Here is a 22801-nt window from a genome sequence, read left to right as displayed (position 1 = left end):
GGGGGATTCCCACCCTCCCGGAATGAAGGAAGTACCCCCATGGCAGCGCCTTCGGCAGCCCCCCGACGCATCGTCATAGAGAACGCGGCGATCGCGACCGTCGACGCCGACGACACCGAGTACGCCTCCGGCCACCTCGTCGTCGCCGACAACAGGATCGAGTCCCTCGGAGCGGGCGACGCGCCCGCCGGTCTGGAGAACGTGGTCCGGCGCATCGACGCCACCGGCCACCTGGTCACGCCGGGTCTGATCAACACCCACCACCACTTCTACCAGTGGATCACGCGGGGGATGGCGACCGATCACCACCTCTTCGACTGGCTGGTCGCGCTCTACCCCGCCTGGGCCCGCATCGACGAGCAGATGGTGCGCGTCGCCGCCGAGGGTTCGCTGGCCATGATGGCCCGCGGCGGCGTCACCACCGCCATGGACCACCACTACGTCTTCCCGCGGGGCTCCGGCGACCTGTCCGGCGCCATCATCGGGGCCGCCGCCGACATGGGCGTCCGCTTCACCCTCGCCCGCGGCTCCATGGACCGCAGCGAGAAGGACGGCGGCCTGCCGCCGGACTTCGCCGTCGAGACCACCGAGGGCGCGCTGGCCGCGACCGAGGAGACCGTGCGGAAGTACCACGACGCCTCCTTCGACGCGATGACCCAGGTCGCCGTCGCCCCCTGTTCGCCCTTCTCCATCTCCACCGAACTGCTCCGCGAGGGCGCCGCCCTCGGCCGCCGGCTCGGCGTGCGGATGCACACCCACGGCTCGGAGACCGTGGAGGAGGAGAAGTTCTGCCACGAGCTCTTCGGCATGGGGCCGACGGACTACTTCGAGTCCACCGGCTTCCTCGGCGAGGACGTGTGGATGGCGCACTGCGTCCACATGAACGACTCCGACATCGAGGCCTTCGCCCGCACCGGCACCGGTGTGGCCCACTGCCCCTCGTCCAACGCGCGCCTCGCCGCCGGCATCGCCCGCGTACCCGACATGCTCCGGGCGGGCGTGCCGGTCGGCCTCGGCGTCGACGGCACCGCGTCCAACGAGTCCGGCGAGCTCCACACCGAACTGCGCAACGCGCTGCTGATCAACCGCCTCGGCGCCCACCGGGAGTCCGCGCTCAACGCCCGCCAGGCCCTGCGCCTCGGCACCTTCGGCGGCGCGCAGGTCCTCGGCCGGGCCGACAGCGTCGGCTCCCTGGAACCGGGCAAGCTCGCCGACCTCGTGCTCTGGAAGGTCGACGGCCTCGGGCACTCGTCGATCGCCGACCCCGTCACCGCCCTCGTCTTCGGGGCGGCCGCCCCGGTCACCGCGTCCTTCGTCAACGGCAGGCAGATCGTCGAGAACAACCGACTGCTCACGGCCGACGAGGAACGGATCGCGCGCGACGCGCGCACGGAGGCGCAGCGCCTGGCCCGCATCACGGCCCAGGGCTGACCCTCCCCCAGGCGTCCGACCGAGGGGGACGGCCCTCGGTCGGTCGCCGTGCACCCGAGCGGGGTGCACGGCAGCCGGGCCGGGGGGTGTCCGTACGCAGAGTCGTATGGCACCTCCCGGAACGGTGAACGTGTGTCCGCCCCCCACCGGACGCGCCCCGTCCCGCGTCGCACCCCCTCCGCCGGCGCACGCAGCACCTCCAGCACCACCCCCGCACCGAGCCGTACCTCCTGCACCCAGCACCGCATCGCACCACCTCCCTGAAACCACCGTCACCGCCGACGTGTCACCGACCGGAGGAACCGCCGTGGCCGCCAAGCCCCAGGTTCGCAATGCAATAGACGACGCAGGCACCGCCCCCGACGGCGCCGCCCTCGACGGCGACCGGACCAAGCATCCGGTCGACGAGACCCTGCCCCCACTCAAGATGGCCACCAGCGGTCTGCAGCACGTGGCCGCCATGTACGCCGGAGTCGTGGCCCCGCCCCTGATCGTCGGAGCGGCCGTGGGCCTCTCCGGCACCGAACTGACCTTCCTCACCGGCGCCAGTCTCTTCACCGCCGGTCTCGCCACCTTCCTCCAGACCCTCGGTGTCTGGAAGATCGGTGCCCGGCTGCCGTTCGTCAACGGTGTCACCTTCGCCGGCGTCGCCCCGATGCTCGCCATCGTCGACACGACGAAGGACAAGACCGACGCCCTGCCCGTCATCTTCGGCGCGATCATCGTCGCCGGACTCCTCGGCTTCATAGCCGCCCCCTGGTTCTCCCGCCTCGTGCGTTTCTTCCCGCCCGTCGTCACCGGCACGGTGATCACGCTCATCGGCGTCTCCCTGCTGCCGGTCGCCTTCGGCTGGGCCCAGGGGCCCAACCCCGCGGCCGACGACTACGGTGCGACCAACTACCTGACGCTCGCGGGCATCACGCTCGTCATCGTGCTGCTGCTGCGCCGCTTCACCCGCGGTTTCCTCAAGCAGGTCGCCGTGCTGGTCGGTCTGGTCCTGGGCACGCTCATCGCCATCCCGTTCGGCGTCACCGACTTCAGCCCGGTGAAGGAGGCCGACATCGTCGGCTTCCCGAACCCCTTCCACTTCGGTGCCCCGCAGTTCGCGCTCGCCGCGATCATCTCCATGTGCGTGGTCATGCTGGTCTCCATGACGGAGTCCACCGCGGACATGCTGGCGCTCGGCGAGATCGTCGAACGGCCCGCCGACGAGAAGACCATCGCGGCCGGACTGCGCGCCGACACCCTCGGCTCCGCGCTCAGCCCGCTCTTCAACGGCTTCATGTGCAGCGCCTTCGCCCAGAACATCGGCCTGGTCGCCATGACCCGCATCCGCAGCCGCTTCGTGGTCGCCTGCGGCGGTGGCTTCCTGGTCCTGATGGGTCTGTCGCCGGTGGCCGCCTCGCTGATCTCGGTCGTGCCGCGGCCGGTCCTCGGCGGCGCGGGCGTCGTCCTCTTCGGCTCGGTCGCCGCGAGCGGCATCCAGACACTGGTCAAGGCCGGCCTGGAGAAGGACAACAACGTGCTGATCGTCGCCGTCTCGCTCGCGGTCGGCATCATCCCCATCACCGAGCCGGAGTTCTACCACGCCTTCCCCGAGACGGCGAAGATCATCCTGGACTCGGGCATCTCCACCGGCTGTGTCGCGGCCGTCGTGCTCAACGTGCTCTTCAACCACCTGGGCAGGGGCAACGACGAGGACACCGTCACCGCACCGATGGAACCGGGCGACGAGATCTCCGGGACCCGCGCGGCGAAGGCGGCGCACGTCCACTGAGCCACGTCCCACCGCCACCGCCCGCCCCGGTCCCCGCGCACGCCGCGGGGACCGGGGCGCCGGCCGTGATCCTGATCAACCCCAACACCTCCGTGGCGACGACCCGCATGATGACGGCCCTCGCCCGCGGCGCCCTGACGGGCACCGGCCTGCGTGTGCGCGGCGTGACGGTGCCCGGCGGCCCGCCGATGCTGACCGACCCCGCCGCCCTGACCGCCGCGGTCCCGTACGTCGTGGCGGCCGCGCGCACGGCCCTGGCCTCGGGCGACTGCGTGGCTCTGCTCGTCGCGGCCTTCGGAGACCCGGGGGTGCCAGAGCTACGGCGGCGCCCGGGGCTTGCGACGGGCGACACGACGGCGTACCGCGCCGGGGCAGGGCCGGGCCCGCTCGGACCCCGCGCCGCCACGGCTCCCGTGCCGGTGGTCGGCATCGGCGAGGCGGCCCTGGCCGAGGCGGCGGCGGGCGGCCGGCGCTTCGGCATCGCCACGACCACCCCACGCCTGGCGGGCCCGATCGGCGCCCACGTCGAACGACTCGGCCTCACCTCCACGTACACCGGAGCGCGTTTCACCGCGGGCTCCCCCGAACGCCTCGCCGCCCGCCCCGAGTCGCTCCTCGCGGCCCTGGAGGCCGCGGCCCGCGCCTGTGTCGTACGGGACGGGGCCGAGGCGGTCGTCATCGGCGGCGGCCCGCTGGGGGACGCCGCCGAAGCACTGCGGTCGCGTCTCGCCGTGCCGGTCGTCGCGCCGATCCCCGCCGCGTGCCGCCGCCTCGCCCGGCTGCTCGCGCCATTCTCCTGACGCACCCTCACCGCTCCACCTCCGTCCGCCGCCTGCACTCGTGGGCCAGATGCGGATAGGCCGCCGCGATCGCCTCGTACACCCGCCGGCGCAGGAGGCGTTCGGCCTCGGCGCGGCCCGTGTCGCCGTACAGGCCGTCGAGGAGCGTGTCGTAGCGGGAGAGGGCGTGGCGGAGATAGCCGACCTGCCAGCGGACCATGGCGCCCGACGTGACGCCGCCGGGGCCGCGCGCCCCCAGCAGGTGCCGGTGCCGGACCGCACGCCGCTCCAGTTCTGCGGCGGGCAGCCGGGGGACCTCGATGGGTTCGGCACGGATCGCCGTGAGGACCGCCCGGCGCCGGCGCTCGGCGTTCGCGCCCGCCGCGGCCGAGCCGCGCCCCGCGACGGCCGCGGAGCCCTGGAACTCCGGCGTGCGCTCCACCGCCTCGACCCGCGCGAGGAGATAGAGCCTCACCGGGGCGAGCGCCCACCGCCGCGGGTCGCGCCCCTGCACGTCGGCCTGGCCGAGGAGCTCGCCGATCATGGCGTCGCTCCATCCGCGCCCCCGAAGCCCGGCCACCGTCACATACGTCGTACGGTCCGTCACGATTCCCCCAGATTCCGTTACGGAGAGTGATGAATCCAGTGAAGCGCACGCCACTGACAACGCCCTCCCGGCGACCCTCCCCGCGACCCCCTTGCCCCCGCCGCCGCCCCCGTGTCATATAGGTCCAGACCTTTTCGGGACGGAGGCACCCCCATGCAACGCCCCCTCACCGCACCCCTGTCGGCCCTGTCCGCGCTCACGCTCACCGCCGTCCTCACCGGCTGTTCCGACACCGCCGAAGCGGCCCGGGACACGCGCGCCCCCACCGCGCCCACCGGCGTCACCGCCACCGCCGGCAGCGCGAGCACCGTGCACGTGATGTGGAGCGCGGCCGCCGACGACCGCGGCGTCACCGGCTACGCCCTCTACCGCCAGGGCCGGAAGGTCAAGGACCTGGCGGCCGGCACCCTGATGACCGACGTCACCGGGCTCGCCCCCGCCACCCCCCACACCTTCACCGTCCGGGCCCGCGACGCGGCCGGAAACGTCTCGCCGGACAGCCTCGCCGTCACGGCCACCACCCCCGCCGCCACGGCCGAGGACCGCACACCCCCGACCCGCCCCACCGCCCTGCGCGCCACCGCGGACGGCCCGGGCGCGGCCACCCTCCGCTGGCGGCCCGCCCGCGACGACACGAGGGTCACCGCCTACGACGTCTACCAGGGCGGCGCCCGCATCCACACCGTCCCCGGCACCGACACCACCGCCCGCCTGACGCACCTGCGCCCGGCCACCGCCTACACCTTCACCGTCCGCGCCCGCGACGCCGCCGAGAACTCCTCCGCGGACAGCCCGCCCGCCGACCTCACCACCCCCGCCGCGCCCGGCGGCCGCCCCGCCACCGCCCCCACCGGCCTCACCGCGAAGGTGACCAGGGGCGCCATCACCCTCACCTGGACCCCGCCCCGCACCGGCGCCCCCGTCAAGGAACACGAACTCCACCTGAACGGACGCTTCGCCACCACCGTCGTCTGGGGCGCCGAACCCCCGCCCGGGCCCGTCAGCTACACCCTCACCGTCCCCGCCGGGCCCGGTGTCCGCTACGCCCTCACCCTCCGCGCCAGGCTCCCCGACGGCACCTGGGGCGATTTCTCGGCCCCGTGCACCGTGGTGACGGTCTGACGCCCCCCGCTGACCCCGCGTCCGGCCCCGCCCCGAACTACGCTGGGAAGCGTGGCCGAGATCGTCCTCACCAACACCGGGCTCGACGCGTTCCTGGCGGCGAGTCCCGAGTTCCGGGCCCCGGGATCCTTCAGGGCCGCGGACGCCGTGCTGAGTCTGCTCGCGCTGCGCGGAGCGGACCGGGATGCGGGGGTGCCGGAGCCGACGCCCGCCCTCGTCAAACGGCTGCTCCTGGAAGACCTGCCCGCGTTCGTGGGCGCGTCGCCCGGGGAGCTGAGCCGTTACCCGGCCGTCCTGCGGGCGCTCGCCGGGCGCTTCGACGGGGCGCGGCGCGCGCGGATCGAGGAGGTGATCGGGGAGTCGGTCGGCGACTTCGAGCGCGCCATGGCCGACCCCGGGAACCTCACCTGGCCCCGCTGGTACGCCCAGCTCCTGCGGGCGGACGGAGCCGATCCCGACGACCCCGGCGCCGTACGGGCCTGGCTGTCCCGGCTCGACGGGCCGCCGGTGCCCGACGGGGTGCGCCGGGCGGACCTGATGGGCCGCACCGCCGTCGCCGACCTGCTCCTCGCCGAAGCCCTGACCAGGGCGTACGTCCGTGATGCCGAGCAGTCACCGGCCGCCGGCCCGCTCCTCGCCGACCACGACGTCGCCCAGGGCATCGGGACCGTCGCCGCCGCGCTGCTCGACCGCTGGACCGCCGCGGGCCTCGTGGAGGGGCTCGCGGGGGAGTACGCCCACCTCGCGCCGGGACCGGACGACTTCCCCCACCTGGAACTCGCCGACGCCCTCCTCGACGAGCACCTCGACTACTACGGGGACCCGTCCGTGCCGCTGCCCCCGCCGGAGGCCGGGACGGCCGGACCGGGCGAGCCGGGCGGCCGTCGCCCGCTCCCCGCCGACACCCGGGACCTGGAGCGCGACGCCGACGCCCTCGCCGCCGCGGTCACCGAGCTCGCCGACGCCGAGGAGGGACCCTACGGCGGAGAGGCCGCCCATCTGCTGTACACCCTCTACCAGCGCGGCTGCTCCGCCGAGTCGGTCGCCCGCCGGGCCGCCGAGTTCGAGGACTGGCCCGTGGACCCGGCCCTGGAGGACGCCCCCGTCCGGGTGCCGCCGCCGGCCTCGGCCGCGTACACCACCCCGACGGCCGGCGAACTCGCCCGGCTGATGGGGACGCCCGGGATCAACGACACCGACCGGGCGCGCCTCGACAAGCCCGCCCGCGAACTGGCCGCCGTCGTCGACCGGCTCGGCGCGACCGGGCTCGTCTTCCGGCGGGGGGACGCCTTCGGGCTGACCCCGCACGGCGCCACCGTGGTCCGCTATCTGCTCGCGGTGCGCCGCGTCGCGGTGCCCGACGAGGCCGAGGCGGCCGGGTGGGAGGCCGCCGCACTCGTGGCCGCGGCCGCGGGCTGGCCGCCGGCCGTCGCGAACCGGGTCCTGGCCGACTGGCTGCGCGCGCACGGGGACGGCGAGGAGGCGTGGAACGCGCTGTTCGCCGCCCTCGGCACCGTCGGCGCCGGCACCTCCGAAGCCGCCGCCACCCGTGCGCTGCTCGGCCTGGTCGACTGGACCGCCGCCCCCGGCGGGGCGCTGCGCGCCGCCCTCACCGGACCGGTGACCGGGGCGAGGGCGGAGGAGGCGCTGCGGGCTCGTGGGGAGCCGGTGGACCCGGTCCTGGTGCCGCCCGCCGCCCGGGCCCTACGGGTGCTCGACGGGCTGCCCGGCAAGCGGGGGCCGCTGGAGTCGCGCCGCGCGGCCTTCGACGCGGCGGCCGCGCGCTGGCCCGGCGGGTCGGCGGCGCTGATCCGGGCGATGGCGGAGGCGGACCCGCACGAGACCGCGCGGGTCCTGGGCCCCCTCGGCGTCAGCCTGCCGTGAGGTACATCCCCGAGGCGCCGGCGCCGGGCGTGTTGCGGCAGCTGACGTTGGCGCCCGGCCGCTCGTTGACGAGGGCGAGGCAGCGGCCGAGCGCGGCCTGGCCGTAGAAGTTGGGGTGCATGTCCTCCTGGAGGGGGCCCTGGGTCTGGTTCTGGTCGATCCAGCGCGCCCACTCGCTCGTGGCCGCCGAGGCCGGCACGGTCGACGTGACCTGCTTGCTGGCCTTCGCGCACACCTCGCGGCCCTGCATCATGTCGCGCAGATCCATGAACTGGGCGCCCTTGGCCGTCGCGACCGCCTTGAGGCGGTTGGCGATCTGCGGGACGAGGGAGTCACGGGCCCAGTCGGAGTCCAGGTTCCAGAAGGGGCAGCCGCCGGTGTTCGTGCGGCTCCAGCCGCTCTCGGCGTACCGGTTCTCGGCGGCGCGGGGGATGGGGGAGGGGTACGACTGGAGCACGATCCGGTAGTCGGATGCGGCGTAGCCGGCGCCGGCCATCACGGTTCTGATCTCGTCGATCGCCTTGCCGACGTTCGCCATGGCGCCGTCGATCCTCGAGTCGACCAGGGCCTGCTGGTCGTCGTGGCAGTAGGAGTACCAGACGATGTAGTCGGTCGCGCAGGTGGTGATGATGTCGGCGAAGCCGAGGTCGTTGCCGCCGATCGACAGGGCGATCAGCTTCACGTCGTTCGCCGCGGCCACCGCCGCCAGCTGGTCGGCCTGCGGGGCCTCGCCCTTGTACGCGGCGCCACCGTAGGCCGCGCGGAACACGTTCTTCGTGGTGGCTCCGGAGCAGGCGAGGTTGATCAGCTGGGAGGCGAGGGCGCCCGCGCTCCGGATCTCGGCGGAGTCGGAGCGGTGGCAGCCGTTGGTCTCGGAGGTGCCGTACACCCGGCTCGGGTCGTAGCCGCTGCCGGTCCAGGCGCGGTCGGTGCCGTTGCGGCTGCCGCTGGTGGTGAGGCTGTTGCCCTGCCAGCGGCCGGCCTCGCCGGAGATGTAGCTGTCGCCCATGGAGACGACGGCGGTGGGACCGGATCCGGCCGAGGCCGCGGCGGGGGAGGGGGCGAGGGAGACGATTCCGGCGGCGACACACAGGGCGAGCAGTCCGCGCAGGACGCGGTGGGGGGACGAAGGCATGGCTGTGCTCCTGCGGTGTGCGGTACGCGAGGTACGCATCGACGTGGGGGACAGCCGCCGGCCGGTGGCATGGCGGAATCTGGCACGGCCCGGCTTGTTACCGCTAGGTAGCGGCGTATTGCGGTTGCGTCACGTGACTTGTGAAACGCCATGGATCGAAAAACCGCCACGCACCACGGCAAACAGCGAAAAGACCCCGCCCGCGGTGTTCTGCGAACACCGGGGCAGGGCCTTGGCCGGAGGCCGGGCGGCTGCTGTGCGGTCAGCCGACCAGCTGGTCGTACGCGGGGAGGGTGAGGAAGTCGGCGTAGTCGGCGTCCAGGGAGACGTGCAGCAGGAGGTCGTGCGCCTGCTGCCACTTTCCGGCCGCGAAGGCCTCCTCGCCGATCTCGTCGCGGATCGCGGCGAGCTCCTCGGCCGCCACTTCGCGGGCGAGTTCGGGGGTGGCCCGCACGCTCTCACCGTCGTGCTCGAACTCCACGCCCGCGTTGATCCACTGCCAGATCTGCGAGCGCGAGATCTCGGCGGTGGCGGCGTCCTCCATCAGGTTGAAGATGGCGACGGCGCCGAGGCCGCGGAGCCAGGCCTCGATGTAGCGGATGCCGACCTGGACCGCGTTGCGCAGGCCCTCGTAGGTGGGGTGGGCGTCGAGGGAGGCGATGTCGATCAGCTCGGGGCCCGCGACGTGCACGTCCTCGCGCAGCCGGTCCTTCTGGTTCGGCTTGTCGCCGAGGACCGCGTCGAAGGAGGCCATGGCGATCGGCACCAGGTCGGGGTGGGCGACCCAGGAGCCGTCGAAGCCGTCGCCCGCCTCGCGGTCCTTGTCGGCCTTGACCTTCTCGAAGGCGACCTTGTTGACCTCGGCGTCCTTGCGGGACGGGATGAAGGCCGCCATGCCGCCGATCGCGTGCGCGCCGCGCTTGTGGCAGGTGCGGACGAGGAGTTCGGTGTACGCGCGCATGAACGGCGCGGTCATCGTCACCGCGTTGCGGTCCGGCAGGACGAACTTGGCTCCGCCGTCACGGAAGTTCTTGACGATGGAGAAGAGGTAGTCCCAGCGGCCCGCGTTCAGTCCGGCGGCGTGGTCGCGGAGTTCGTAGAGGATCTCCTCCATCTCGTAGGCGGCCGTGATGGTCTCGATGAGGACCGTGGCGCGGACGGTGCCCTGGGGGATGCCGACGTGGTCCTGGGCGAAGACGAAGATCTCGTTCCAGAGGCGGGCCTCCAGGTGCGACTCGGTCTTCGGCAGGTAGAAGTACGGGCCCTTGCCGAGGTCGATCAGGCGCTGGGCGTTGTGGAAGAAGTAGAGGCCGAAGTCGACCAGCGCGCCCGGGACCGGGCGTCCGTCGACGGTCAGGTGGCGCTCCTCCAGGTGCCAGCCGCGCGGCCGCATGACGACCGTGGCGAGCTGGTCGGCCGGCTTCAGGGCGTACGACTTGCCCGACCGCGGGTCCGTGAAGTCGATGCTCCGGGTGTAGGCGTCGATCAGGTTGACCTGGCCGAGGACCACGTTCTCCCAGGTGGGGGCCGAGGCGTCCTCGAAGTCCGCGAGCCACACCCGGGCGCCCGAGTTCAGCGCGTTGATCGTCATCTTGCGGTCCGTCGGGCCGGTGATCTCCACGCGCCGGTCGTCCAGCGCCGCCGGGGCGGCCGCGACCTTCCAGGAGTCGTCCGCGCGGATCGCCGCGGTCTCCGGGAGGAAGTCCAGGGTGGACGTACGGGCGATCTCGGCGCGGCGCTCGGCACGGCGGGCGAGCAGCTCGTCCCGGCGCGGGGTGAACCGACGGTGCAGCTCGGCCACGAAGGCGAGGGCCGCGTCGGTGAGCACCTCCTCCTGGCGCGGCAGGGGCTCGGCTTCGACGACGACCAGGGAGGACGGCGCTGGTGCGGACATGAACTGTCACTTCCTTCAGCGGGCTTCACGGGCGGTGCCTGCCGGCCGCCGGGCGTCGTCGGTGGCACGCCGTGCCACAGGCGCCGGGATACGGCCGGGAGCGCCGTCACGAGAGATCAGGCGCTTCTGAACAGTGGATACTAGTTTCCTCATAGTGGAAGTTCAATGGTTTGTTGATGTCGAGATTCTTTGGGTCGACACAACGTGGCGCTGGGTGCCACCCCCTTCACTCCAGGTGCACCGGGTCCTCGCCGTCGATGTCAACGTGCTCGGCCACATCCGAACAGTCCACGGGCGTGATCGCATCCCGATGCGCCTCCGGGCACTCCCGCGCGTCCCGACCGCGCCCGCCGCGATGCCCGCCCGGCGGTCCCCGCCGCCAGGACGCCCCCGGCAGCGCCGCCCGCGCCCGCGCCCGCCCCCGCTCCGCGGCCCGCCGAGCACCACGCGCACCCTCGCGCAGCCGCCCGCGCGCGGCACCCCACCGCGTGCTCGACCGGCGAGAGCCCATGGTGGGAGAGCGCCGCCCGCGGGCGTCCACCGAGCCGCCGGCCGCCGGCCGCGGCGCCCGGCAGGTGCGCCACGAGGGGTTCTTGCGTCTCACGCGTCATGAGGACTCCATACCTCATCACGGCCGCACCACACGGATGCCTGAAATCGCGTCCGCCCGCTGGCGCGCCGGGCGCACGAAGGAGTTAACTGACCCGCGACCCCGGGCGCCCGACCACCGCCCGAGGGGTCGGCACAAGAACGTGCGCGAGGGGGGCGGCAGCCCCCTGGGGGGAGGACCATGTTGCGAAGCGTGGGGCAGAGGCGAGTGACCGCTGACGGCGTGGACCCGAGGGTGGCCGAGCTGCGCGCCGCCGTGTCCCGACTCCGGCGCGAACTGGCCGGGCACCGGCGGGAGCTCGCCGACCGGGGGATAGCCGAGGACGAACTCGCCGCACTCGACGCCATGGCGACGAGCGGCGCCCCCGAGGTCTGGCGGCTGCGCCGCTCCCTGCTCCTCGTCGCGGGCGCCGTCGGCTCCGTCAGCGCCCTCGCCGAGGGGCTCACCGAGGTCCGCCGCGCCGTCGAGCTCTTCGGCCCGGCGACGCCGGAGCAGCCGGACGGCCACAGCGCCTGAGCGGTCGGACCGGAAGCGCCGTCCGCAGGGGCCGAGGCGGGGACCTGAGGCGCCGTCGGAATGGTCCGGGGCCGGGACGGGAAGCGCGCCGTCCGCAGCGTACGAGCGGCGCGCCGTCCGCAGTGTCCGGGCGGGTTGGACCGGAGGGCCGTCCAGGTCCCGCACGGCCGTACGGGGGGGTTGGACCGAGGCGGCGCCCAGACCCCCGCACGGGCGTACCGGCGGGTTGGACCGGAGGCGCCGCCCAGGCCCCCGCACGGCCGTACCGGCGGGTTGGACCGGAGGCGCCGCCCAGGCCCCCGCACGGCCGTACCGGGCGCCCTCCGCGCACCCGACCGCCCCGTCGCCCGGAGCTGCGGGGCGGGAGCCCGAACGTCCGGCCGGGAGCGCCGCCGGGGGGGCCGGGCGTCGCCGAGGGGGACCTTCGGGTACCCGGGAGGGGTCCACCCGTCCCCGGGCCGAAGGCCGCGAATGCTGGGAGACTGCTGTCGGGAGCAGGACGGCCCCGGTTTCCGTTCGGAAGGTGGTGGCGAGCGTGACGGCTACGCGCGGTGACCCGCCGCGGAGACCGGTCGCTCCCGGCGTCGACCCGCTGGGAGACCCCTTCCTGAGGACCCGCTTCGCCCCGCCCGCGCTGCCCGGCACGTTCCTGCGGCGCGCGCGGCTGGCGGAGCACCTCGGACGGTCCCCGCGGACCCCGCTGACGGTGGTCGAGGGCTGCGCGGGCGCCGGCAAGACCCTGCTGGTCGCGGACTGGGCCGCCGGGCTCGACACCCCGGTCGCCTGGCTCACCCTCGACCCGGCGATCCAGGGCCCCGGCATGTTCTGGGCCCACCTCCTCCAGGCCCTGCGGGCCGCGGGAGCGGCGATGCCGCCCTCGATCGGTTCACCCGCCCGGGCGAGCCAGGTCGACCACACCCTGCTGTCCCGGCTGGCCGCGGAGCTCGCCGCGCGCGACCGGCCCGTGACCGTCGTGATCGACGAGTTCGACCGCATGACCGCCCCCGAGATCGCCGACCAGCTGGAGTTCGTCCTGCACCACGGAGCTCCGGGGCTCCGCCTGGTCCTGGTCACCCGCACCGAACCGCTCCTCCCGCTGCACCGCTACCGCGTGGCCGACGAGATGACCGAGATCCGCGGCGCGGACCTCGCCTTCACCGCCGAGGAGGCCGTCACGCTCCTGGAGCGGCACGGCCTCGACCTGTCCGTCGCGGCGGCGGGGGCGCTTGTCGAACGCACCCGCGGGTGGGCGGCGGGCCTCCGGCTCTGCGCCCTGGCCGCACGGCTGAGCCCCGACCCGGAGATCTACCTCAAGGAGTTCGAGGCGGGCCGCAGCACCATCGCCGACTTCCTGCTCGCCGAGGTGCTCGAACGGCAGACGGCCCCGACCCAGGACCTGCTGCTCCGGGTCAGCGTGCTGGAACGTTTCCGCCCCGAACTCGCGGACGCGCTGACCGGACGGCACGATGCCGCGCCGATCCTGGCCGCGCTGCTGCGCGACAACACCTTCGTGGAGGACTTCGGGCACGGCTGGTACCGGCTCCATCCGCTGTTCCGGGAGATCCTCCGCACCCATCTGCGCCGGCGCTCGCCCGGCCTGGAACGCCGGCTGCACCGACGGGCGGCCCGCTGGCTGCGCGGCTCCGGAGCGCTGCCGGAGACGCTGGCGCACGGCGCCGCCGCCGAGGACTGGGAGTTCGTCGCAGGGGCCCTGGTCGAGGACCTGGCGCTCGGGCAGCTGTTCACCGGCCCGCGCGCGGACGAGCTGGCCGAGCTGGTCGCCGGCCTGGAGACGCACGCCGAAGCGGAGCCTTCGAGCCCGGCCACGGACCTCGTCCGCGCCGCGCGCCACCTGTCCCGTCACGAGGTCGAGCGGGGCCTGGCCCGCCTCCGCCACGCCGAGGAGCTGCTGACCGGCCACGACGACGGAGCCGCCGCCCGGCTCGGCTGCGCGCTGCTGGAGGCGCTGGCCGGCCGGCTCACCGGCTCCGCGGAGCAGGCCGAGGAGGCCGCCCGGACCGCCTCGGACCTGCTGCGGTCGGTGCCGGCCCCGCTGCTCGACGATCACCCCGAGCTCCTCGCCCTGCTCCGCACCCACCTCGGATCCGCCCGGCTGTGGGCCGGACACTTCGACGGGGCCCGGGCCGCCCTCACCGAGGTGACCCGCGGTCCCGGCGACCCCGCCACCGCGCTGCCGCGCCGGGATTCCCTGGAGCACCTGGCGCTCCTGGACTACCTCGACGGGTGGCCGGGCGGGGCGGAGCGCAGGATCGACGCGGCGACGGCCGAGACCGAGCGGTTCGGCCTCCCGCTGCCGGCCGGCACGGGACTGCGGCAGCCGGTCCTCGCCGCGGTCGCGGTCGAGCGGGACGACGTCGACCGTGCCGAGGCCCTGCTCGCCGGGACGGCCGACGCCTCGGCGCCGGATCCGGTGACCGCCGCGGGCCGGCGCCTCGCCACCGCACGGCTGCTCCTGGCCCGGGGGCGCACCCGCGCCGCGCTGGCCGCCGTGGAACAGGACGTCGCCGCCGACCAGGACTCCCCGTGGGTCCGCGGCCACGCCGCCCTGGTCGCCTCCGCCGCGCACCTGGCCGAAGGACGTCCGGAGGCCGCCGCGGAGGTCCTCCGGACGGTGGCCCCGGAGCAGCCTGGGTGCCTGGTCGGGGCGGCGCGGGCCCACCTCGCCGCCGGCGACCGCGCCACGGCCCTCCGGCTGCTCGACGAGGTCGCCGGCCACGCCCGCGTCGGGCCCGCGGTGACGGTGCGCGCCGCGCTGGTCCGGGCCCGGGTCGCGCGACTGGACGGCGACCTCGGCGCCGTGCACCGGCTGCTCGACCGGGCCCTGCGGGAGGCCGGGCCGGAGGATCTGCGGCGTCCCTTCCTGGAGGCCGGGCCCTGGCTCGGCCCCTTCCTGACGGCGCCGGCCCTGCGGGGGCTCGCGGCCGGCTGGCTCGTCCCCGCGGCCGGACCCCGTGACGCCGCGGCCGCGCCGGAGGACGAGACCGGGCCCTTGGTGGAGCAGTTGAGCGAACGCGAGCTCGACGTGCTGCGGCGGCTCGCCGGGATGATGTCGACCGAGGACATCGCGGCGGACCTCTTCGTCTCCGTCAACACGGTGAAGACGCATCTCAAGAGCGTCTACCGCAAGCTCGCCGTGCACCGGCGCAACGACGCCGTGCGCCGGGCCCGTGACCTGGGCCTGCTCTGATCGCCCGCTCACCCCTGCCGGGTGAGGCGGCCGCCCCGCGACTCGGATGCGATGGCAGGAGCGGGGCGGACCGGCCGCTCCGCCGCGGCGCGCCCGCCGCCCCCGCCCCGAGAGACCCGGCGAGGTGGACACGGTGAGACGCTGGAGCGCGCTGATCGTCCTGGGCACCGCCCAGTTCCTGATGGTGCTGGACACCGCCGTCATGAACGTCTCGATCAGCCAGCTGGTGGAGGACTTCGACACCGAGGTGACCGCGATCCAGGCGGTCATCACGCTCTACGCCCTGGTGATGGCCGCCTTCATGATCATCGGCGGCCGGATCGGGGACATCCTCGGACGGCGCCGCGTCTTCCTGATCGGCATGACGGTCTACGGCGCGGGATCGGCCCTGACCGCCGTCTCGCCCACCCTGTGGGTCCTGGCGCTCGGCTGGTCGGTCGTCGAGGGGCTCGGCGCGGCCCTGGTGCTGCCCTCCATGGCGGCGCTCGTCGCCGAGTCCTACCGGGGCCGGGACCGCTCCGTGGCCTACGGGGTCATCGGCGGACTCGCCGGCGCCGGCATCGCCGTGGGGCCGCTGCTGGGCGGCTGGGTGACGACGTACCTCACCTGGCGGCTGGTCTTCGCGGGCGAGGTCGTGGTGGTGCTCGCCGTGCTGCTCTTCCGCAAGGCGATCACCGAGTTGCCCCGGACGGACCGGCGTCCCGGCCTGGACGTCGTCGGAGCCGTGCTGTCCGCGGCCGGTCTGGCGCTCGGCGTCCTCGGGGTGCTGCAGAGCACCACCTGGGGGTGGGTGGAGCCCCGCGATCCCCCCTTCACCCTGTTCGGCTTCGCCCCCACGCTGTTCGTGGTGGCGGGCGGAGGGGCCCTCCTGTACGCCTTCCAGGCCTGGGAGCGGCGCCGGGAGGCGCGCGGTGAGGATCCCCTGGTCCATCTGGCGCTGTTCCGCAGACCCGTGCTGCGTTCCGGGCTGATGACCCTGGTGAGCCAGAACCTCATCCTCCTGGGCCTGTTCTTCACCATCCCGCTGTACCTGCAGGTCGTGCAGGGGTTCGACGCCTTCCAGACGGGACTGCGGCTGCTGCCGGTCTCCGTCACCATGCTCGTCGCCTCCCTCGGCGGGGCCCGTCTCGGGCGCAGCATGGGACCCCGCCGGGTCGTGCGGGTGGCCCTGCTCATGCTGGTCGCCTCGATCGTCTGGCTGCTCGCCACCATCGACCCCGTCATCGACGACGGGCAGTTCTTCGGTGCCATGGCGGTCCTCGGCCTCGGCATGGGACTGCTGGCCTCGCAGCTCGGCAACGTCGTCCAGTCCACCGCGGGGGAGAAGGAGCGCAGCGAGGTCGGCGGCCTGCAGTTCACCGCGCAGAACCTGGGGTCCTCGCTGGGCACGGCCCTCATCGGGTCGATCCTGATCGGCGCCCTGGCCCACGCCTTCACCACGCAGGTCGAGGGACACCCGCGGCTGTCCGAGGAGGCGCGGCAGCAGACGAGCATCGCGCTGGAGTCGGGCATCAGCTTCGTCTCCACCGACCAGGTCCACGCGGCGGCCGAAAAGGCCGGACTCCCCCCGGGCGAGGTGGACGCCGTCACGGAGTCCTACGCCACGGCCCAGCTCAACGGTCTGAAGGCGGCCGTCCTCGCGACCGGCGGCATCACGCTGGCGAGCTTCCTGGTGACGCGCCACCTGCCCGCCGCGAGCCCGGGCGCGGGCGAGGGAGCCGGCCTCGCCGGGGGAACCCCGCCACCCGGCCGGGCCGACCCGCGGAACCCCGGCACGCCCACCGCCCCGGCCACCCCGCCGCCGGCCTCGCCGTCGCGGCGAACCCGCCACCCCAGGAGGTCGTGATGCCCGGAACCGGACGTGTCGGTCACCCCCGCAGGGTGAGGCCGGAGGGGGGCCTCGGGACGGACGATCGCAGCATGGAGTACGAGATCCGCGTCGACGGGCACATGTCGGAGACGCTGATCAGCGCCTTCCCCGAGCTGGAACACGTGGTGATCTCCGGCCAGACGGTGCTGTACGGCCCCGTCGTGGACGAGGCGCACCTGTACGGGCTGCTGGCCCGTTTCCAGTCGCTCGGACTCCATGTGGTGGAGCTGCGCCGACTCCCGGGCTGACCGCCCGGAGGCCCCCGGAGGCCGTGACCGCAGGCGTCCCGCGATCACAGTCACCCGCGGCGGGTGAGGCCCGCCCCGTACGGGACCGCGCACATTGAAGACAGCCCGGAACGGCACCCGGGACCTCCCGGAACGGAGCACACAGATGGGCACCTACCTCGCCTACGACTATCCGCTGCTGAGCGCCTTCTGGACCATGCTGTGGTTCTTCCTGTGGATCCTGTGGTTCATCCTGCTCTTCCGGATCATCTGGGACATCTTCCGCGACGACGCACTCGGCGGCTGGGGCAAGGCCGGCTGGCTGATCTTCGTCATCATCCTGCCCTTCCTCGGCGTGCTGATCTACGTCATCGCGCGCGGCAAGACCATGGGCGAGCGGGAGATCAAGCACGCCCGCAGGAAGCAGGAGGAGTTCGACTCCTACATCCGCGACACCGCGGGCGGCGGCGGGCGGGGCGGCAGCAGCGCCGACGAACTGCACCGGCTCTCCGAGCTCAAGGCCCGCGGGGACATCACCGAAGAGGAGTTCCGCCGGGCCAAGGAGATGGTCCTGGGCGACGGCGGCCCGGCCGCCGACACCGGCGCCGCCCCCCGTCCGTGAGGGCGGGGGACAGGGAAAGGAAACCGAGATGACCGCCACACACACTCCCCGTATGCACTCGGCCAAGGACGCGTGGGCCGAGGGACTCACCGCCTTCGCCGCCGTCATGCTGGCCATCGGCGGACTGCTCGCCATCTTCCGCGGCATCATGGCGATCGCCGAGGACGAGGTCTTCCTCACCACGCCCAACTACGTCTTCAAGTGGGACCTGACCGGGTGGGGCTGGATCCACCTGGCCCTGGGCATCCTCGCCGTGCTGATCAGCTTCGGACTGTTCCGGACGGCGACATGGGCACGGATCGCCGGCGTGGGCGTGGCCGGGCTCGTCATCATCGCCAACTTCCTCTCGCTGCCGTACTACCCGGTGTGGTCCGTGATCATGATCGCGATCTCCGGATTCGTCATCTGGGCGCTGTGCGTCAACAGGAGGGAAGGCACCGCGGGGTGAAGGTCCATCGGCCGGGCCCCGGCCCGGGGCCCGGCCCCGGGTCGGGGCGGTCTGTCAGGAGGCAGCAGTGAAGGATCTGAAGTTCGAGCAGAAGCGCCCGCTGACCCGCGACGAGGCCGCGGACCTGCTGGCGGAGCTCGCCGAGGCGTTCCGGGCGGGTGGTGAGGCCGAGCTCGAGCTGGGCACGGGAGTGCTGAGCATGCGGGTCCCCGAGGAGTTCCGCGCCGAGGTGGAGTTCGAGGTCGGCGGCGGTGAGATCGAGCTGGAGATCGAGCTGAAATGGCGGACCGGCGGCGGGCGCGGCACCTCCTCCGCCTCCGGGCGGACGGGCGCCGCCCCCGAGGGCGAGGCCGGGGAGGACGACGGCGGGACGGAGCCGGCGGAGCCGGCCGAGGCGTCCTCCGAGCCGGACTCCGCCACCCGGAGCCGGAGGTCCACGGCGTCCGGTCAGACGAAGCGGAGCCCGGCCAAGCGGACCGCCGCCAAGCGGAGCCCCGCGAAGCGGACCGCCAAGAAGGCCTGAGCCCCGTACCCGGCGGCTGATCCGGCGCCTCCTAGCGTCGGATCAGCCGCCGGGCCGTGGCCGCCGCGACCGCCGCGGTGCGGGAGTCGACGCCGAGCTTGGCGAAGATGTGCACCAGGTGGGACTTCACGGTCGCCTGGCTGAGGAACAGCGCCTTGCTGATCTGCTGGTTCGACAGGCCCTCGCCCACCAGCTGGAGCACCTCGAGCTCCCGCTTGGTGAGTGCCTCCGCCGGAGTGCGCATCCGGTCCATCAGGCGGTGCGCCACCGCGGGCGCGAGCGCCGACTGGCCGGCCGCCGCCGTGCGCACCGCCGCCGCGAGCTCCTCCGGCGGGGCGTCCTTCAGCAGGTAGCCCGCGGCGCCGGCCTCCACGGCGGCGAGGATGTCCGCGTCGGTGTCGTACGTCGTGAGCACGAGCACGCGCGGCCCGCCGGTCACGGCGGTGATCGCCGCGGTCGCTTCCGAGCCGTGCATCCCGGTGCCGAACTGAAGGTCCATGAGGACGACGTCGACCTCCCCGGCGGCGGCGAGTTCGACGGCCCGCTCGGCCGTCGCCGCCTCGGCGACCACGGCGAAGTCCGGCTCCGTGTCGAGGACGGCCCGGAGCCCGGCCCGCACCACCGGGTGGTCGTCGGCGAGCAGCAGTCGGATGGTCATGCGTCGGACTCCAGCGGACGGGGCGAGGACGAAGACGACGGCGCCGGCGAGGGCGGCGACGGGGAGGTCGAAGGCGCGGGCGGGGGCGGCGCTGCGGATGACGACGGCGCCGGCGATGGCGAGGGCGCGTGCGACGGCGAAGGAGTGGGCGAGGGCCCGGGGGTCGGAGAGGGGGAGGACGGGAGCGGGAGGGGCAGGGCGACGGCCACGGCGGTGCCCTGGCCCGGCGCCGACTCGACGGTGAACGTGCCCCCCAGCGACTCGGCCCGCGAGCGCATCGCCGGCAGTCCGAAACCGCCCACCGACGACGGGCGAACCGCGCGCGGCTCGAAGCCCTCGCCGTCGTCCACCACGTCCAGGGTCACCGAGCCGCCCATGAACGACAGGGTGATCTCCGCCCGCGAGGCGGAGGCGTGCCGGACGGTGTTCGCGAGCGCCGACTGGGCGATCCGCAGCAGCGCCACCTCGTACGGGGTGGGCAGCTCGGCCGGCGTCCCGCTCACCGAGAACCGTACCCGCGGACCGTCCGGGCCCGCCGTCCCGCACAGCCGCTCCAGGGCCCCCGCGAGCGAGCCCTGCTCCAGGTCGGGCGGGGCCAGGGCGCGGACGAAGCGCCGGGCCTCGGCCAGATTGTCCTGCGCGGCCCGGCGGGCCGCGTCGATGTGCCCCGCCGCCGGCGAACCCTCGGGCAGCGCCCGCTCGGCGGCCCGCAGCAGAAGCTGGATCGAGGAGAGTCCCTGGGCCAGGGTGTCGTGGATCTCCCGCGCGAGCCGTTCCCGCTCGGCCAGCGTCCCCGCGTGGCGTTCCGCCGCCGCGAGCTCGGCCCGCGTGGCGATCAGCTCCTCGATCAGCCGGCGGCGCCGTTCGCTCTCCCGGTACAGCGCCTGGTAGCCGAGCACGGTCGCCACCGCGACCGCCGCGCCGAGCAGCGGCCCGATGAAGACGCCCGGGTTGAGGGCGGCGCCGTGCCGCACGTACGACAGGATCGCCGCGCCGGCCGTGAGCGCCACGGCCGGCAGCGACCAGCGCACCGGCAGCAGGTGCAGCTGGAGGAAGTACATCGGGAAGGCGAGCCAGAGGCCCTCCGGCGTCACCCACAGCAGCATCAGCCAGGACAGGCACAGCGCCCCGAGCCACAGCCCGGCCGCGCGCTGCGACCGGCGTACGGAGGGCAGCACCGACCCGGCCGCGTAGACCGCCCCGGTGAGCACCGCCGCCGCGATTCCCGCCGCGCTGTGCGAGCGCAGCGCCGCCAGGACCAGCAGGCCCGCCACCAGGAGGTGCAGGCAGAGGCGGAGGGCGCGCAGGGCGGGGGTGAGGGAACGGGGATCCATGATGCATCCAGGGTAGGCGGGCCCCGGGGCCGGACCGGACAATCCGGACTCAACCGAAAGTTTGATTGCGGAGCCATCCGTGGCGCGATGCCCGGGGCCGCCCCCGCCGCGCAGTCTTGGGGCCATGTTCGTGGCATGGAGAGACCTCAGATTCGCCAAGGGGCGATTCATCTTGATGGGCACGGTGATCGTGCTGATCACCCTGCTCGTCGGCCTGCTTTCGGGGCTGACGGCCGGGCTCGCGCGGGAGAACGTCTCCGCGATCACCGGCCTCCCGGCGGACCGGCTCGCCTTCGCCGCTCCGCCCGACGGCCGGCCGGTCTCCTTCACCGACTCGACCGTCACCGAGGCCGCGTGGCGCTCCTGGGCCGGCCGACCGGGCGTGACGGGGGCCGAGCCGCTCGGCATCCGCACCCTCAACGCCGCCGCGGGCGACCGCACCGCCGCGCTCTCCGCCTTCGGTACGGAGCCGGGCGCGGGCCTCGCACCGGAGAGCGGCAGGCTCGGGCCGGGCAGGGCCGTGCTGTCGGAGTCGGCGGCGAAGGAGCTGGGGGTCGTCGCCGGGGACCCGGTACGCCTCGGCACCCTGGAGGCCACGGTCGTCGCCGTCGCCGGTGACGCCTCGTACAGCCACACCCCCGTCGTCTGGACCGCGCTCGCCGACTGGCAGCAGCTCGGCCACAGCGGCACCACGTCCGAGGAGCAGGCCACCGTCGTCGCCCTCACCGGCTCCGGCGTGGACTGGGCGGCCGGCGACAGGGCGGCCGGCACCGCTTCGAAGACCGTCGACGAGGCACTCGGCGCCATAGGGTCCTACCAGGCCGAGAACGGCTCCCTTCAGTTGATGCGCGGCTTCCTCTTCGTCATCTCGGCGCTCGTCATAGGAGCGTTCTTCACGGTCTGGACCATTCAGCGCAGCGCCGACGTCGCCGTCCTCAAGGCCCTCGGCGCCTCCACCCCGTACCTCCTCGGGGACGCCCTCGGGCAGGCCGTGGTGATGCTCGGCGCGGGCACGCTGCTCGGCACCGGGCTCGCCTCCGGCTTCGGAGCGCTGATCAGCGGCGGCGACGTCCCCTTCGTCCTGCAGCCGCTGACCGTGCTCGGCCCGGCCGCCGTGATGATCGTGCTCGGTGTCCTCGGCGCGGCCCTGTCCATCCGGCGGATCACCGCCGTCGACCCCCTCACCGCGCTGGGGAGCGCCCGATGACCTCGACCACCACGACCACCACGACCTCTCCGGCCCCGACGGCCGACCTCGTCCTCGACAACGTGACCCTCACCTACCCCGACGGCGACGGCCGGCTCACCGCTCTCGACGCGGTCTCGCTCACCGTCCCGGCCGGCGGCCTCACCGCCGTCGTCGGGCCGTCCGGCTCCGGCAAGTCCAGCCTCCTCGCGGTGGCCGCGACGCTGGTCACCCCGGACACCGGCCGGGTCGTGGTGGCCGGTACCGACACGGCACCGCTGGCCCCGGCCGACAAGGCGCGGCTGCGCCGCGAGCGGATCGGCATCGTCTTCCAGCAGCCCAATCTGCTGCCCTCGCTCACCGCCCTCGAACAGCTCCAGGTCATGTCCCACCTGTCGGGGCGGAAGAGCCGGGAGGCGCGGGAGCGCGCGCGGGAGCTGCTCGACGCGGTCGGCCTCGGCGAGCAGGCCCACCGGCGCCCGCACCAGCTGTCCGGCGGGCAGCGTCAGCGGATCAACATCGCGCGGGCCCTGATGAACGAGCCGTCCGTGCTCCTCGTCGACGAACCGACCAGCGCGCTGGACCACGAGCGCGGCGCGGCGGTCATGGAGCTGCTGTCCGGCCTGACGGCGGAACGGGGCACGGCGACGGTCCTGGTCACGCACGACCGCACGCACCTGGGACGGGCGGGCCGGGTGGTGACGGTGCGGGACGGCCGGCTCACCGAGGACGCCCGGGCCGGGAAGTAGGCCGACGGCGGCGGAAACGGAGTCGGGGGGGGGGGGGGGGGGGCGCCCCCCCCCCCCCCCCCGCGGGGGGGGGGGGGGGGGGGGGGGGGGGGGGGGGCGGGGCGGGGGGGGGGGGGCGGGGGGGGGGGGGGGGGGCGGGGCGCCCCGGGCGGGGGTGGGGGGGCCGGGGTGGGTCGGCGCCGGGGACGGGGGGCTAGACGACCTCCAGGTTGGCCATCATG

General features: G+C 74.4%; 19 protein-coding genes. 14 read left to right on the top strand and 5 right to left on the bottom strand.

What is annotated here, in order from left to right; all coding sequences use genetic code 11:
* Positions 1-39 precede the first annotated feature (39 nt).
* From ACGF1Z_RS32880 to ACGF1Z_RS32870, 3 genes are all read left to right on the top strand, one after another.
* The gene (locus ACGF1Z_RS32880; RefSeq protein ID WP_393009826.1) at positions 40-1431 is read left to right on the top strand and encodes an 8-oxoguanine deaminase; all 1392 of its coding nucleotides are present in this window, start codon (positions 40-42) and stop codon (positions 1429-1431) included.
* Between the two features lie 307 nt (positions 1432-1738).
* Positions 1739-3208, top strand: a complete 1470-nt coding sequence (locus ACGF1Z_RS32875) for a nucleobase:cation symporter-2 family protein (RefSeq protein ID WP_393009824.1) — start codon at positions 1739-1741, stop codon at positions 3206-3208.
* Between the two features lie 65 nt (positions 3209-3273).
* Entirely contained in the window at positions 3274-4008 is a 735-nt protein-coding gene (locus ACGF1Z_RS32870) for an aspartate/glutamate racemase family protein (RefSeq protein ID WP_393009822.1), read from the top strand.
* A gap of 7 nt (positions 4009-4015) precedes the next feature.
* Here the strand turns inward: ACGF1Z_RS32870 and ACGF1Z_RS32865 are convergent, their stop codons facing one another.
* Positions 4016-4531, bottom strand: a complete 516-nt coding sequence (locus ACGF1Z_RS32865) for a hypothetical protein (RefSeq protein WP_393009820.1) — start codon at positions 4529-4531, stop codon at positions 4016-4018.
* Positions 4532-4747: 216 nt separating this feature from the next.
* Between ACGF1Z_RS32865 and ACGF1Z_RS32860 the strand changes: the two genes are divergently transcribed.
* Together ACGF1Z_RS32860 and ACGF1Z_RS32855 are read left to right on the top strand one after the other, a co-directional pair.
* A complete protein-coding gene (locus ACGF1Z_RS32860) occupies positions 4748-5716 on the top strand; it encodes a fibronectin type III domain-containing protein (protein ID WP_393009818.1) in 969 nt (322 codons plus the stop codon).
* 51 nt (positions 5717-5767) lie between these two features.
* Positions 5768-7600: a hypothetical protein gene (locus ACGF1Z_RS32855; protein WP_393009816.1), complete on the top strand. Its 1833-nt coding sequence runs from the start codon at positions 5768-5770 to the stop codon at positions 7598-7600.
* Here the strand turns inward: ACGF1Z_RS32855 and ACGF1Z_RS32850 are convergent.
* Positions 7587-8735 carry a GDSL-type esterase/lipase family protein gene (locus ACGF1Z_RS32850; protein WP_393009814.1) on the bottom strand — a complete coding sequence of 383 codons (1149 nt, stop codon included), beginning with the start codon at positions 8733-8735 and terminating at the stop codon, positions 7587-7589. The genes ACGF1Z_RS32855 and ACGF1Z_RS32850 overlap by 14 nt on opposite strands.
* A gap of 262 nt (positions 8736-8997) precedes the next feature.
* Entirely contained in the window at positions 8998-10629 is a 1632-nt protein-coding gene (gene aceB / locus ACGF1Z_RS32845; RefSeq protein WP_393009812.1) for a malate synthase A, read from the bottom strand.
* Between the two features lie 790 nt (positions 10630-11419).
* Between aceB and ACGF1Z_RS32840 the strand changes: the two genes are divergently transcribed.
* From ACGF1Z_RS32840 to ACGF1Z_RS32810, 7 genes are all read left to right on the top strand, one after another.
* Entirely contained in the window at positions 11420-11755 is a 336-nt protein-coding gene (locus tag ACGF1Z_RS32840) for a DUF5955 family protein (protein WP_393009810.1), read from the top strand.
* Between the two features lie 526 nt (positions 11756-12281).
* Complete coding sequence (locus tag ACGF1Z_RS32835) at positions 12282-14963, top strand: LuxR C-terminal-related transcriptional regulator (RefSeq protein WP_393009982.1); 2682 nt, start codon at positions 12282-12284, stop codon at positions 14961-14963.
* Between the two features lie 133 nt (positions 14964-15096).
* A complete protein-coding gene (locus ACGF1Z_RS32830; protein ID WP_393009808.1) occupies positions 15097-16809 on the top strand; it encodes an MFS transporter in 1713 nt (570 codons plus the stop codon).
* Between the two features lie 74 nt (positions 16810-16883).
* A complete protein-coding gene (locus ACGF1Z_RS32825; RefSeq protein ID WP_393009806.1) occupies positions 16884-17081 on the top strand; it encodes a hypothetical protein in 198 nt (65 codons plus the stop codon).
* Between the two features lie 145 nt (positions 17082-17226).
* On the top strand, positions 17227-17682 hold the full coding sequence (locus ACGF1Z_RS32820) for an SHOCT domain-containing protein (RefSeq protein ID WP_393009804.1): 456 nt from the start codon (positions 17227-17229) through the stop codon (positions 17680-17682).
* A 28-nt stretch (positions 17683-17710) separates the two neighbouring features.
* A complete protein-coding gene (locus ACGF1Z_RS32815; RefSeq protein ID WP_393009802.1) occupies positions 17711-18130 on the top strand; it encodes a hypothetical protein in 420 nt (139 codons plus the stop codon).
* A gap of 67 nt (positions 18131-18197) precedes the next feature.
* The gene (locus ACGF1Z_RS32810; protein ID WP_393009800.1) at positions 18198-18653 is read left to right on the top strand and encodes an amphi-Trp domain-containing protein; all 456 of its coding nucleotides are present in this window, start codon (positions 18198-18200) and stop codon (positions 18651-18653) included.
* 31 nt (positions 18654-18684) lie between these two features.
* Here the strand turns inward: ACGF1Z_RS32810 and ACGF1Z_RS32805 are convergent, their stop codons facing one another.
* Positions 18685-19311 (bottom strand): response regulator, encoded by a 627-nt coding sequence (locus ACGF1Z_RS32805; protein WP_393009798.1) that lies wholly within the window; start codon positions 19309-19311, stop codon positions 18685-18687.
* Positions 19308-20645 (bottom strand): sensor histidine kinase, encoded by a 1338-nt coding sequence (locus ACGF1Z_RS32800; RefSeq protein WP_393009796.1) that lies wholly within the window; start codon positions 20643-20645, stop codon positions 19308-19310. The genes ACGF1Z_RS32805 and ACGF1Z_RS32800 overlap by 4 nt, the downstream gene beginning before the upstream one ends.
* 124 nt (positions 20646-20769) lie before the next feature.
* Between ACGF1Z_RS32800 and ACGF1Z_RS32795 the strand changes: the two genes are divergently transcribed.
* Entirely contained in the window at positions 20770-21852 is a 1083-nt protein-coding gene (locus ACGF1Z_RS32795) for an ABC transporter permease (RefSeq protein WP_393009794.1), read from the top strand.
* Positions 21849-22580 (top strand): ABC transporter ATP-binding protein, encoded by a 732-nt coding sequence (locus ACGF1Z_RS32790; RefSeq protein ID WP_393009792.1) that lies wholly within the window; start codon positions 21849-21851, stop codon positions 22578-22580. Before ACGF1Z_RS32795 ends, ACGF1Z_RS32790 begins: the two co-directional genes overlap by 4 nt.
* The last annotated feature ends 221 nt before the right edge of the window (positions 22581-22801 follow it).

Origin of the sequence: Streptomyces sp. NPDC048018 (genome assembly GCF_043202995.1) — a bacterium.
GTDB lineage: Bacteria > Actinomycetota > Actinomycetes > Streptomycetales > Streptomycetaceae > Streptomyces.
Note: the sequence above shows the minus strand (reverse complement) of the source record. Positions and strands in the feature narration are given on the sequence as shown.

What these genes read in the sequence shown, in the direction of transcription:
- ACGF1Z_RS32880 (WP_393009826.1), top strand. Translation starts at nt 40, where the DNA reads ATGGCAGCGCCTTCGGCAGCCCCCCGACGCATCGTCATAGAGAACGCG.
- ACGF1Z_RS32865 (WP_393009820.1), bottom strand. Translation starts at nt 4,531, where the DNA reads ATGATCGGCGAGCTCCTCGGCCAGGCCGACGTGCAGGGGCGCGACCCG.
- ACGF1Z_RS32860 (WP_393009818.1), top strand. Translation starts at nt 4,748, where the DNA reads ATGCAACGCCCCCTCACCGCACCCCTGTCGGCCCTGTCCGCGCTCACG.
- ACGF1Z_RS32850 (WP_393009814.1), bottom strand. Translation starts at nt 8,735, where the DNA reads ATGCCTTCGTCCCCCCACCGCGTCCTGCGCGGACTGCTCGCCCTGTGT.
- aceB (WP_393009812.1), bottom strand. Translation starts at nt 10,629, where the DNA reads ATGTCCGCACCAGCGCCGTCCTCCCTGGTCGTCGTCGAAGCCGAGCCC.
- ACGF1Z_RS32840 (WP_393009810.1), top strand. Translation starts at nt 11,420, where the DNA reads ATGTTGCGAAGCGTGGGGCAGAGGCGAGTGACCGCTGACGGCGTGGAC.
- ACGF1Z_RS32825 (WP_393009806.1), top strand. Translation starts at nt 16,884, where the DNA reads ATGGAGTACGAGATCCGCGTCGACGGGCACATGTCGGAGACGCTGATC.
- ACGF1Z_RS32820 (WP_393009804.1), top strand. Translation starts at nt 17,227, where the DNA reads ATGGGCACCTACCTCGCCTACGACTATCCGCTGCTGAGCGCCTTCTGG.
- ACGF1Z_RS32815 (WP_393009802.1), top strand. Translation starts at nt 17,711, where the DNA reads ATGACCGCCACACACACTCCCCGTATGCACTCGGCCAAGGACGCGTGG.
- ACGF1Z_RS32805 (WP_393009798.1), bottom strand. Translation starts at nt 19,311, where the DNA reads ATGACCATCCGACTGCTGCTCGCCGACGACCACCCGGTGGTGCGGGCC.
- ACGF1Z_RS32800 (WP_393009796.1), bottom strand. Translation starts at nt 20,645, where the DNA reads ATGGATCCCCGTTCCCTCACCCCCGCCCTGCGCGCCCTCCGCCTCTGC.
- ACGF1Z_RS32795 (WP_393009794.1), top strand. Translation starts at nt 20,770, where the DNA reads ATGTTCGTGGCATGGAGAGACCTCAGATTCGCCAAGGGGCGATTCATC.
- ACGF1Z_RS32790 (WP_393009792.1), top strand. Translation starts at nt 21,849, where the DNA reads ATGACCTCGACCACCACGACCACCACGACCTCTCCGGCCCCGACGGCC.